Origin of the sequence: Stenotrophomonas koreensis (assembly GCF_001431525.1) — a bacterium.
Lineage (GTDB): Bacteria > Pseudomonadota > Gammaproteobacteria > Xanthomonadales > Xanthomonadaceae > Stenotrophomonas > Stenotrophomonas koreensis.
In genome coordinates this window covers 78,476-91,033 of record NZ_LDJH01000002.1, presented here as the reverse complement: position 1 = coordinate 91,033, position 12,558 = coordinate 78,476, and the positions used below count along the sequence as shown (strand labels likewise).

Annotated in this window: 7 protein-coding genes; 1 reads left to right on the top strand and 6 read right to left on the bottom strand. The window is 68.3% G+C overall.

Features of this window, described 5'->3' with window-relative positions; genetic code table 11:
* Window positions 1–276: 276 nt before the first annotated feature.
* The 4 genes from ABB25_RS00670 to rluD all read right to left on the bottom strand — a co-directional run bounded on the left by ABB25_RS00670 (window position 277) and on the right by rluD (window position 8,298).
* Window positions 277–3,315: a ligand-binding sensor domain-containing diguanylate cyclase gene (locus ABB25_RS00670; RefSeq protein ID WP_152980860.1), complete on the bottom strand. Its 3,039-nt coding sequence runs from the start codon at window positions 3,313–3,315 to the stop codon at window positions 277–279.
* A gap of 118 nt (window positions 3,316–3,433) precedes the next feature.
* Window positions 3,434–6,424: a diguanylate cyclase gene (locus ABB25_RS00665; RefSeq protein WP_152980858.1), complete on the bottom strand. Its 2,991-nt coding sequence runs from the start codon at window positions 6,422–6,424 to the stop codon at window positions 3,434–3,436.
* Between the two features lie 94 nt (window positions 6,425–6,518).
* Window positions 6,519–7,310, bottom strand: coding sequence for a peptidoglycan editing factor PgeF (pgeF, locus tag ABB25_RS00660; protein WP_057662224.1), 792 nt, complete (start codon window positions 7,308–7,310; stop codon window positions 6,519–6,521).
* Between the two features lie 4 nt (window positions 7,311–7,314).
* Window positions 7,315–8,298: a 23S rRNA pseudouridine(1911/1915/1917) synthase RluD gene (gene rluD, locus ABB25_RS00655; protein ID WP_057662221.1), complete on the bottom strand. Its 984-nt coding sequence runs from the start codon at window positions 8,296–8,298 to the stop codon at window positions 7,315–7,317.
* Window positions 8,299–8,398: 100 nt separating this feature from the next.
* Here rluD and ABB25_RS00650 point away from each other — a divergent pair, with 100 nt between their 5' ends.
* On the top strand, window positions 8,399–9,280 hold the full coding sequence (locus ABB25_RS00650; RefSeq protein WP_057662217.1) for an outer membrane protein assembly factor BamD: 882 nt from the start codon (window positions 8,399–8,401) through the stop codon (window positions 9,278–9,280).
* 156 nt (window positions 9,281–9,436) lie between these two features.
* Here the strand turns inward: ABB25_RS00650 and ABB25_RS00645 are convergent, their stop codons facing one another.
* Both ABB25_RS00645 and sucD read right to left on the bottom strand, forming a co-directional pair.
* Window positions 9,437–11,074 (bottom strand): NAD+ synthase, encoded by a 1,638-nt coding sequence (locus ABB25_RS00645; RefSeq protein ID WP_057662214.1) that lies wholly within the window; start codon window positions 11,072–11,074, stop codon window positions 9,437–9,439.
* A gap of 564 nt (window positions 11,075–11,638) precedes the next feature.
* Complete coding sequence (gene sucD, locus ABB25_RS00640) at window positions 11,639–12,517, bottom strand: succinate--CoA ligase subunit alpha (protein WP_057662212.1); 879 nt, start codon at window positions 12,515–12,517, stop codon at window positions 11,639–11,641.
* Between the last annotated feature and the right edge of the window lie 41 nt (window positions 12,518–12,558).

The following is a 12,558-nucleotide window of genomic DNA, read 5'->3' as shown; positions in this document are numbered from 1 at the left end:
AAGCGATGGTAGGGCGATTGCCGGCCAACACCAAGGAGCGAGGAGTGAGGGAAGAGGAGTGAGGAGAGAGAGAAGGAAGAGCGAGGCAGGCGGGGATGGGAGAGTTGCGCGGCGTGCAGCCGGACAAACCCGGGGAGCCCAGGCGGTCGGCTGACCGGGGAGCGGGAAAAGCGGGCAACCGGAAAATCGTGGCAAGCCCGCAGCGCAGGCCTCCCAGCCTGTCGCCCTACCCCGCGCCCTTACCACTCGCTCATACCCTGCGCCTGCCCTGCGGGTTTATTCCTGATCCACGCAAACGCGCCCACGGCCACCACGCTTGGCGCGATACAGGGCGGCGTCGGCGCGCTCGATCCATTGCTCGATCGGCTGGGCCGGATCAGACAGGGCCAGGCCAAAACTGGCGCTGACCGGAATCTGCTGCCCGGCATAGACCACCACCAGGCCGCGCAGTGCCGCGGACAGCCGCTCGACCGTGGCCACGCCTTCGGCCTGGTCGGCATCGACCAGCACCAGCAGCAGCTCTTCGCCACCGTAACGGGCGGCAATATCGATCGCGCGCAGCTGGCTGCGCAGCAGCTCGCCCACCGCACGCAGCACCGCGTCACCGCCGAGGTGGCCGTAGCGGTCGTTGGTCTGTTTGAAGTGGTCCAGGTCCATCAACACCACGCAATCGCGCCCGGGCATGCGCTGGCGCCAGTTGTGCAGTTCGGCCAGGCGTTCGAACCCGCGCCGGCGGTTGCTCAGTCCGGTCAACGCATCCTCGCCCACCAGCTGTGCCAGCCGCGCATTGGCAGCGCGCAGTTCGGCCGTACTCTCCTGCACCCGGCGCTGCAGCCAGCGTTGCCGCCGGTGCGCCACCCGCAACCGCCAGTGCACCCCGGCAGCGACCATGCCGATCAGCAACAGCGCCGTCAGCGCCCATACCCAGCGCTGCTGGTACCACGCCGGTGGCACTTCCAGCGCGATCTTGGCCAGCCACTGCAGGCCGGGGTATTCCACGCTGGTGGTACGCAGCACCAGGGTGTACTTGCCCACCGGCAGACGGCTGTACAGCACCAGCGGCACCTGGCTGTCGCCGGCCAGGTCGATCCAGCGGCTGTCCAGCCCTTCCAGCCGGTAGCTGTAACGGCGCTGCGTCGGTGCCAGGTAATCCAGTGCCGAAAACGCCAGCGCTACCCGTTCCACCGTGCGCGGCAGACGCAGCAACCCGCCATCGGCCGGCAACTGTGACGGCGCCACCGGCTCACCATCCAGATGCAGTGCAACCACCTGCGGCTGCAGATCCGGCGGTGGCGGTTGCCGGCGCTGCAGCAACGCCGGTGGCAGCATCAGCACGCCGCTGTTGGCGGCGATGAACACCGTACCGTCGGCGGTGCGGGCAACGCCGTTGCCATGCACCTGGGTCTGCGGATGCAGCCCGGCATGGGCACCGAACCAGCGCACCTGCCCGCTCCGGTCACGGTGCGCGATCCCTTGATCACGCACCGCCAGCCACGCGCCACCGTGGCCATCGCCGATCACCGCGCGCACATCCTTGCCCTGGGTGGGCAGCAGCAGCGGCAGGCGCGTGCTGCCGACCGGGGCTGCGGACATCCCTTCCAGCGTGCCGACCAGCACCTGCTGCGCGTCGGTAGCCAGGCTGGCGATGAAGCGGTTGCCAGGCAGGTCGCCCTGGGCACTGCCCACGGCCACGTGCTGCGCCTGCCAGCTTGCCAGGTCCAGCCGGTGCAGGCCTTCGGCCGTGCCCACCCAGAGCTGGCCCGGCTGCCAGGCCAGGTTGAGTACCCGGTTGCTGCGCAGGCCGGAGCGGACATCGGCCATCGTGCGCAGCACCTGCCCGTGCAGATCCAGTTCCAGCACGCCCTCGCGGCCGCCCAGCCAGATCCGCTGGCCCGCACCAGCCATCGCCATGTAGCGCTGCACCGGCACCGTCGGCAGCGCGCCACCACCGCGCAGGGCCAGGGTATCCGGGTCAATCACCGCCACGCCGTTGCTGGCCACCCAGACCTGGCCATCACCGCCACTGACGATGGCAACCACATCACTGGCATCCAGCGGTGGCGGCAGGCGCAGCATCTGCCGCTGGCCGGTGGCCGGGTCCAGCACCTGGATCACCCCGGCAAACATGCCCAGCCACAGCCGGCCACGGCCATCGACATGCAGCGCGCGCACCATGTTGGGCTGTTCGTAGGCCGGCTCACCTGGCCGGCTGGCATCCAGTTCAACGATGCCCTGCGGAGCCGGGTCCAGATGGAATACACCGCGGTCACTGGCCGCCCAGACCCGGCCATCCCGGGCAAGGATCAATTCAAATACATGGAAGTTGCGCCCACCCAGGAAGGCACTGAGGGTGACCGGCAGCCGCCGGGCCTGGCCCTGCGCCACCGCCAGCACCCCCTGGCCATCGGTGCCCAGCCACATCTGCCCGTCCACCGCCAGGAAACTGCGGATGGTGGTGCCGGCATGCAGGCCATCGCTGCCATCCAGTCCCACCGGCGCATGGGCGCTGCCATCGGGCTCGATGACCACCACGCCCTGCTGCATCAGCCCCACCCACAGCCGGCCCCGGGCATCGGCGGCCAGTTCCCAGATCAGCTGCGTGCGCAGGCGTTGCTGCAGGCGGGCATCGGCCAGCTGCACCGGCACAAAGTGCTGCTGGCCGGGATCACGCCGGTACAGCCCCGGCGCGGCGGCAATCCACAGCGTGCCATCGGCCATCTGCTGGACATCGAAGATACGGGTGCTGTCCACCGTCACCCCGCCCCCCAGATCCACCGGTCGCAGCACATCACTGCTGCCATCCCAGGAGAACAGGCCCTGTTCGGCGCCGATCCAGGCGCCACCGCCGGCACGCGGTTCGATGGCGTTGATCCGGCTCAGCCGCTGCCCACCGGCCAGCGCCAACACGCTGAACCGGTCCGTCTCACGATGCCAGCGCAGCACGCCCTCACGATCACCACCCAGCAGCACATCGCCATTGGCCAGCGGAAAGAAGGCCCGGGTAAAGCCGGCGGCCATCTCGGGCACATCGGCACCGGGATAGCGTTTGACCAGGTCCCCGTCCAGCCGCCAGGCACCGGTGTTTTCGCCGATCCAGATGCGTCCGCGCCGGTCCTGCGCCACCGTGGTGGCCTGGCGCAGCGCCGGGCCGTTTTCACCGTCAAGCACACTGTGTGCACGCAACGCGGCAAACGCCTGCCAGCGCGAAGACGGCGGCGCGGCCAGCGCATCAAGGCACAGCAGCCACACCGCCAACAGCAGCACACACCAACGCCGGTTGGCGGCACGGCGCGGGCCTAGCGCAAGGTCACTCAAACGCCCTTTCCTTTCCAGCGGCCAGCATTGGCGATCACCATCAAAACAACGCCGGATTCTACCCTTTGCCGCCGGCCGGGATCAGCCCGTAGCCAGCGGCAGGCGCATGGCCCGGCCCTCACCCCATCGCAGTGTCGGCACACACCTGGTTACGGCCCTGGCGCTTGGCACGGTACAAGGCCAGATCCGCGCGCTCGATCCATTGCTCGGCACTCTGCCCCGGCTGCAGCTGGGCAACACCGAAACTGGCGGTCACCGACAGCTGCACCGGATCACAGCGCACGCGCATCGTGGCGATGGCCTGGCGCAGGCGCTCGGCCAGCTCCAGCGCGGCCGCCTGCGTGGTATCGGGCAGCAGCAGCAACAATTCCTCGCCGCCGTAACGGGCGGCCATGTCCTGCGCGCGCAGTGCCTGCTGCAGCCGTGCCGCCACCTGGCGCAGCACCGCATCACCGACGACATGGCCGTAGCTGTCGTTGATCTGCTTGAAATGATCCAGGTCCAGCAGTACCAGGCTGTGCGGACGCCAGTGCTGCTGGCCCTGGGCAATCAGCTCGTTGAGGTGCTGGAACAGCCGGCGGCGGTTGTACAGGCCGGTCAGCGCATCCTCGCCGGCCAGCGCGGCCAGCTGGGTATTGGCCTGCTGCAGTTCGTTGGTGCGCCGGGTGACCAGCTGTTCGAGCTGGCGTTGCCGCCGCAGCGCAATCCGGTCGCGCGCACGCAACAGCAATGCCACTGCCAGGATCAGGCCGGCGATCACCGCCACATGCACCCAGCGGCGCTGGTACCACGCCGGCAATACCTCCAGCGGATAACGGCTGGTCCAGTGCCGGCCCGGCGTTTCATCACTGCCCACGCGCAGCGCCAGCGTGTAGCGGCCCGGCGGCAACTTGCCGTACAGGGCCATCGGCGCGACGCCGGGCTCCAGCGTGATCCAGTCCGGGTCATGCCCTTCGAGCATGAAGGCATGCTGGCGACGTTCCGGCTCCATCGCCGGCAGCGCCGAAAACGCCACCAGCAGCCGCTGCTGCTCCGGCTGCAGGCTCAGGCCCTGGCCGCGCTGCGGCAGGCGGCCTTCGGGCCAGCGCTGCGCGTCGATCTGCAGCCCGGTGATCACCGGGGTCAGGTCCGGCACCGGCAACGGGCTGGCCGGCAGCCGGGCCGGGTCCACCGCCAGTACGCCGATACCGGTACCGAACAGCAGCTGGCCACCCGGCAGGCGCTGGACCGCACCGCGGTGGAAGCCGCGGCCATCGTTGACGCCGTCGCGCGCGCGGTACAGCTGTACCTGGCCGGCGCTGTCGATGACACCGATGGTGGCCGGGCTGGCACTGAACCAGAGCCGGCGGTCGGCGCCGACCTGCAGCGAATGCACCCGCAGGCCCTGGGTGGACGCCACTGCCTGCACCGCCCCGGTAGCCACATCGACCTGGAACACCCCCACCGCGGTGCCGACCCACAGCCGCTGGCCGTCCACCGCCAGTCCGGTGATCTGGTCCACCCGTTCGCGCTGCTCGGCGCTGGGGTTGGCCAGCAGCGCCAGCGGCTCGGCGCGCCATTGCTGCAGATCGATCCGGTGCAGGCCTTCGGGGGTGCCGGCCCACAGCCAACGCCCCTGTTCGGCCAGGGCCACGATATGGGTGGTGCGCAGGCCGGTATCCGCGGTGGAAAGCATCTGCCGCAGGATCCGGCCCTGCGCGTCGACCTCGACCAACCCGTCGTGATAGCCCAGCCAGGCCCGCTCATCGCCGACGGCCATGTGGTTGACCTGCGAGCGGGCCTGCTGCCCCAGCTCGCCGGCTGGGCGCACCTGCAGGCTGTCCGGGTCGACCCAGGCCACGCCACTGCCGGCCACCCACAGCTTGCCGCTGCCATCGGTGCCCAGCGCGTTGACCGCACTGGCATCCAACGGCGGCGGCAGATACACGATTGAACGCTGGCCACTGGCCAGGTCCCAGCGCATCAGCTCGCCGGCCTCGCGGCCCAGCCACAGCCGTTGCTGGCCGTCATGCAGCAGCGAGCGGACAGCGTTGAAGCGCTGGTGCGGGTCCATGCCCGGCGGGGTGACATCCAGCTCGTAGATGCCGCGGGCATCGGGATCAAAGTGGAAGACACCGCGGTCACTGGCCGCCCAGATCCGGCCATCGGCCGCCCGCGCCAGCTCGCGCACATGGAAATTGCGCTGGCCCTCGTAGGCGGCCAGGTTGACGGTGACCACGGCAGCCTGGCGGCAGTCCCGCTCACAGGCCAACAGGCCGCGGCCATCGGTGCCCAGCCACATCCGCTGCCGGTCCCAGAGCAGGCTGCGGATCGTGCGTCCCTGGTGCAGACCCTGCGTGCCATCGAGCCCGGCCGGGGCAAACGCCTGGTCGCCATCGATCACCACCACACCCGAACGCACCAGCCCGGCCCAGACCCGGCCGCGGCCGTCCTCGGCCAGCACCCAGACACTTTCCTCGGCCAGGCGTCGATCCAGCACCGGTTGCCCACTGCGTACAGGCAGCAAGGCCTTGCCACCGGGCCGACGTCGATACAGGCCGTTGTGGGCCGCCACCCACAGGCTGCCGTCACTGGCATCAAGTACGGAAAACACCCGTGGCGACAGGCTGGGCAGCCCGGCCAGCGCGTTGACCGGCTGCAGGGTGCGGCTGGCGCCGCCGGGCCAGTAGAACAGCCCCTGCTCGGCGGCAATCCAGGCCCCGCCCGCGCGTCCGGCGACCAGGTCATTGATCCGGGTCAGGCGTTGCCCGCCCTGCACCGTCAGCGGCACCAGCTGGCCACTGGCCAGCTCCCAGTGCAGCACCCCCTCGCGGTTGGCACCGATCAGCATGTCGCCATTGCCCAGCGGCAGCAGGGAGCGGATATAGCCTTCCGGCAGCTGGGGAGTGCGCTGTCCGGGATAGCTGTGCACCTGCATCCCATCCAGGCGCAGCAGGCGCCGGTAGCCACCGATCCAGACCCTGCCACGGCTGTCGATGGCCACGCTGGTGGTGGAGCGCATCGCATGCTCGCCGCCGTCGGCCAGCACCGAAATGCCGCTGAGTGCGCGGTAAGGACGCAGCGAATCGGCCGAGGACCACGCCAGGCCCGGCACCAGCAGCAGGCACACCAGGGCGGTGCACAGCAGCGGCCAGCGCCACCCGCACGACCACCGATGCCACGGCCGTAACAGCAGCCGCTGCCCGCCCCCGCCGCCGGTCATCTCAGTCAGCCATCCAGATCAGGCTGGCCATGCGGCCGCTGCGGCGGTCACGGCGGTGGGAGAAGAACTGCGCCGGCTGGCTGATCGTGCACTGGTCGCCGCCATGGATCGCTGCCGCGGACAGACCGGCGGCGACCAGCCGCTGGCGCGCCAGCGCGTACAGATCCACCGTCCAGTGGCCAGGCCGGGTTGGCACGAAGGCCGTGGCCGCGCGCGCATCGCCAGCCAGGAACGCATCGCGCACATCGCTGCCGATTTCATAGTGCTGCGGCCCTGCTGCCGGGCCCAGCCAGGCCAGCAGCTGGTCGGGACGGGTCTGCATCGCGGCCACCGTGGCCTGGAGCATGCCATCGGCCAGGCCCCGCCAGCCGGCATGGGCAGCGGCCACCTCGCTGCCATCGCGCGCAGCCAGCAGCACCGGCAGGCAGTCGGCCGTGAGGATGGCCAGCACCACGCCGGGAACGGCAGTCACCGCGGCATCGGCCACCGGCTCCTCGGCGGCGGCCAGCGGCTGGGCCGGCGCCCGGGCATGGAACACCCCGGTGCCATGCACCTGGCGCAGCCAGTGCGGCCAGGAAGGCAGCCCGGCCAGCTGCGCCAGCTGCAGCCGGTTGGCTTCCACCACCGCCGGGTCATCGCCCTCGGCAGCGCTGCGGTTGCCGAGGTTGAAATGGTCAAACGGCGGCAACGAGCTGCCGGCACCATGCCGCAGCGTGGTCAATGCATGCACACCGCGCGGCGCCGGCCAGCCGGCCTGCAGCCACGGGGCGTTGTCCCGGGCAGGCTCGGCCATGGCGTCAGTAGCGCTCACGCTCGTTGGCTTTTTGCGTATCCACGCGCAGGGCGTTGATCAGGGCCTGCATGTCGGCCGGTACCGGCGCGGTGCAGCGCACCGGCTCGCCAGTGACCGGATGGGTGAATTCCAGCACCTCGGCATGCAGCGCCTGGCGGCGGAAACCACGCAGCGCGGCAGTCAGCTCATCGGTCGCCCCGCGCGGCAGCTTCAGTGCACCGCCATACAGCGGGTCACCGATGATCGGCTGCTTCAGGTGCGCCATGTGCACGCGGATCTGGTGGGTACGCCCGGTTTCCAGCCGGCACTCCAGCAGGGTGTGGGCACGGAAACGCTCACGCAGGCGGTAATGGGTGATGGCTTCCTTGCCATCCTCGCGCACGCCCATCTTCAGGCGGTCGCGCGGGTGGCGGTCAATCGGGAAATCGGCGGTACCGCCGGCCACCAGCGCACCGGAGACCACCGCCAGGTACTGGCGGTGCACATCACGCGCGGACAGCTGCTCGACCAGGGCGGTCTGCGCCTGCACCGTGCGTGCCACCACCATCACCCCGGAAGTGTCCTTGTCCAGCCGGTGGACAATGCCGGCACGCACCAGCTGCGCCGCTTCCGGGTAACGGAACATCAGCGCATTGACCAGGGTGCCGCTGTGGTTGCCCGCGCCCGGATGCACCACCAGCCCGGCCGGCTTGTTGATCACCAGCAGGTGCTCATCCTCGTAGAGCACGTCCAGCGGGATGTCTTCCGGCTCGGCCACGGTCTGGGTTTCCAGCTCGACCTCCAGGCGCAGCTGCTGGCCACCAAAGACGGTGTCGCGGGGCCGGACCTGGGCCCCATCGAGCAGCAGGTGGCCGGACTTGATCCACTCGCTCAGGCGCGAGCGGGAGAATTCCGGGAACAATTCGGCAGCCACCACATCAAGGCGGTGGCCGGTGGAGGTATCGGGCACGACGGCCTGGCGCGGGGAATGTGCGGTGGTCTGGGACATGGGCGAGGGCTTTGAAAAGGAGCTGGGCAGCAAAATCCGCTGCCGGGAGGTACATAGGCTATCATCGACCCTCCGTATTCCCTCGCGTCCAGCCTGAACCATGATCCGACGCTCCAGCCTGCTGTCCTCATCTGCCCGTCTGGCCACCCTGCTGCTGGTTGGCGCCCTGGCCCTGTCCGGCTGCTCCCGCGGCACCAAGGAAGACGCCCCGGAAGGCACCCCGGTACAGACCCTGTACCAGGACAGCCTGAAGCTGCTGGAAGCCGGCAACTGGTCCGGCGCCGAGAACGGTTACCGCCGCCTGCTGGCGCAGTTCCCGTACGGCCCGTATACCGAACAGGCACTGATCGAAACCGCCTACGCCCAGTACAAGGCCGGCAAGCACGATGACGCGGTGTCCACCATCGACCGCTTCATCCGCACCTACCCGACCCACCGCAACATCGCCTACCTGTACTACCTGCGCGGCCTGGCCAATGCCAACCGTGACACGGTGTTCCTGCGCCGGGTGTGGTCGCTGGATTCCAGCCGCCGCGACCTGTCCGCCCCGCGCCAGGCGTTTGCCGATTTCGGCATTGTGGTCGACCGCTACCCGAACAGCCGCTACGCCGCCGATGCGCGTGAGCGGATGGGTGCACTGCGCAATACCTTTGCCCTGGGCGAGCTGAACAGCGGGCTGTATTACCTGCGCCGCGGCGCCTGGACCTCCGCCGCCGGGCGTGCCAACTTCGTGCTGGAAACCTACCCGGATACCGCCTACCAGGCCGATGCGATCGCCCTGCTCGCCGCCTCCTACGAAGGCATGGGCAACCAGGCCCTGGCCAGCAGCGCCCGCAGCCAGCTGGCATCCGTCAATGCACAGCATCCCTACCTGTCCGGTGACTGGCCCAACTATTCCTGGATGATCCGCAAGCTCAACCCGTTTGCCGGCGAAAAGTCGCCGTTGACCGGCGAAAGCAACGCCACCATCAACCGGGACTGACCGCACCGCCGGTGCAGGTCAAGACAAAGGGGCCGCAAGGCCCCTTTTGCTTAGCCATTACCATCGGCACCCCGCCGGGCCTGCAGCACGCAGCCTGCCTCCATTCGCACCCACCGGCACCGACGCGCTGCGTCGGTACCAGGCGGTGCGGCGCAATCAGCCGCGGTAGCCGTTGGTGATCGGGTAGCGCCGCTCGCGCCCGAATGCGCGCCGGCTCACCTTCGGCCCGGGCGCGGCCTGCTGCCGCTTCCATTCGGAAATCCGCACCAGGTTGAGCACGCGGTCGACCATCGCTTCGGCATAACCGGCGGCAATGATCTCCTCGCGCGACTGCTCATTGTCGATATGCCGGTACAAGATCCCGTCCAGCACGTCGTAGGCCGGCAGCGAGTCCTGGTCCAGCTGGTTCTCGCGCAGCTCGGCCGACGGCGGACGCGCTATCACGGCCGGTGGAATTACCGGCGCCCCGCCGACCGTGTTGCGCCATTTGGCCAGGCCGAAGACCTCGGTCTTGTACAGGTCCTTCAGCGGGGCATACCCGCCACACATATCGCCGTAGATGGTCGCGTAGCCCACCGCGTATTCGCTCTTGTTGCCGGTGGTCAGCAGCAGGCCGCCAAACTTGTTGGCCAGCGCCATCATCAGCACACCACGCGCGCGTGACTGCAGGTTTTCCTCGGTGGTATCGGCATCGGTGCCGGCAAACACCGGCCCAAGTGCGCTCATCAGGCCTTCAAACACCGGCTCGATGGAGATGGTTTCCAGCTTGACCCCGAGCGTTGCGCATTGCTGGGCGGCCAGGTCATTGGACAGGTCGGCGGTATAGCGCGAGGGCAGGCGTACCGCGGTAACGTTCTCAGCCCCCAGCGCATCGACCGCTATCGCCAGCACCAGGGCCGAATCAATACCCCCGGAAAGCCCCAGCCAGACCCTGGAAAAGCCATTCTTGGCGCAGTAATCCTTGATCCCCCGGGTGACCGCGCGCCAGGCCAGGGCATCCATGCTTTCATCACCGTCATCCATCCAGTGACAGGCGGTGAAACGCCGGCTCTGCACCGCGTAATCCACCACCAGCCATTGTTCGGTGAAGGCCGCCGCGGCCGGATGCACCACACCGTCGCCATCGGCAGCCAGCGAGGCACCATCAAACACCACGCTGTCCTGGCCGCCAATGCAGTTGAGGTAGACAATGCCCACGCCGCTGTCGCGGGCGCGCTCGGCCAGCAATGCATCGCGCTGGGCGTGCTTGCCACGCTCGAACGGGCTGGCATTGGCCGCCACCACCAGCTGGGCACCGGCGGCGATGGTGTCAGCCAGCGGCTCGGCGTGCCACAGGTCCTCACAGATCAGCAGGCCAACCGCAATGCCGTTGACCTCGAACACGCAGCTGCCACCGTCCGGGTCGACGGTGAAATAGCGGCGCTCGTCAAATACCGCGTAATTGGGCAGTTCGCGCTTGCGGTAGGTCTGCTCCAGCTTGCCATCGCGCAGCACACTGGCGGCGTTGTAGACCACGCTGCCGTGGCTTTGCGGCCAGCCAACCACCGCGGTGATGCCCTCCACCGTGGCGGCAATGCGCTGGATCGCCGCCTCGCAATCGGCCAGGAAGCGCGGCCGCAGCAGCAGGTCTTCGGGCGGGTAACCGCACAGGGCCAGCTCCGGGAACAGCACCAGGTCGGCACCGAATTCCTCGCGTGCGGTGGCAATCATCTCGATGATGCGCGCGCTGTTGCTGGCAATATCGCCTACCGGGAAATCGAACTGCGCCAGGGCAATACGCAGGGAATCGGACATGGCTGAAGATCCACACTCAAGACAGGCGCCCATCATACGACTGCCCACGCCATCGCATGCACCATCGGCTGCCCACCAATCGCGACCAAGGTCGCTCACACAAAAACCACAAGGCTTTGCGCTCCTGTGGCAACGCGCTTGCGCGCCATGCTGGATATCTTGAAAACCTTGGTCGCGGCGAGCGCCACTCCTACAGGAGTACAGCCTGCAGGCCCCTGGCTGCCGGTGCAGAAGAACCACAGGCCTCGATGCTCTTGCTGTTGCAGGAGGGGCCCCGGCCGCGATGCCGTTGTTTTTGTGGGAGCGCGCTTGCGCGCGAATCACGATCAAGTAGGCTCCTGCATAGGCATCGCGACCAAGGTCGCTCCCACAAAAGCAACGTCAGGGCTTGCCTGATCAGGGCAGTGGGCTCCCACAAAAGCATCATGATCGAGGCGGGCCTGTTGCTCCTGTGGGACTACGCTGGCACGCGATGGGGGCCACAAAAAAGCCGCCCGGAAAGGGCGGCTTTTGCTGTGGGGTTGCGCAGAAGACGGGTGATCTTCGGCGCAACCTCCAAGCGGTTTACTTCTTCATCATCTCGGCAATCGCCGCGCCCAGGTCGCCCGGCGAGCGGACGGTCTTCACGCCAGCAGCTTCCATCGCAGCGAACTTGCCTTCGGCCGTGCCCTTGCCGCCCGAAGCGATGGCGCCAGCGTGGCCCATGCGCTTGCCGGCCGGGGCCGAGGCGCCGGCGATGAAACCAACCACCGGCTTCTTGACGTACTTGGCGATGTACTCGGCGCCGGCTTCCTCGGCGTCACCGCCGATTTCGCCGACCATGATGATGCCTTCGGTCTGCGGGTCTTCGTTGAACAGCTTCAGGCAGTCAACGAAGTTCAGGCCGTTGATCGGGTCGCCGCCGATGCCGATGCAGGTCGACTGGCCCAGGCCCACTTCGGTGGTCTGCTTGACCGCTTCATAGGTCAGCGTGCCCGAGCGCGAGACGATGCCGATCTTGCCCGGCATGTGGATGTGGCCCGGCATGATGCCGATCTTGCACTCGCCCGGGGTGATCACGCCGGGGCAGTTCGGCCCGATCAGCACGGTCTCCGGGTAGGTGCGGGTCAGCACGTTCTTCACGCGCAGCATGTCCAGCACCGGGATGCCCTCGGTGATGCAGACGATGACCTTGATGCCGGCAGCAGCCGCTTCCAGGATCGCGTCGGCAGCAAATGCCGGCGGTACGTAGATCACCGAGGCGTCGGCGCCGGTCTCACGCACGGCATCGGCGACGGTGTTGAACACCGGCAGTTCCAGATGGGTGGTGCCGCCCTTGCCCGGGGTCACGCCGCCGACCACCTGGGTGCCGTATTCCAGCATCTGGGTGGCGTGGAAGGTGCCCTGCTGGCCGGTGAAGCCCTGCACGATCACCTTGGTGTTCTTGTTGATCAAAACGCTCATGGAAAAATCCTTGGGTCTTGTGGGAGCGACCGGGATCGCGA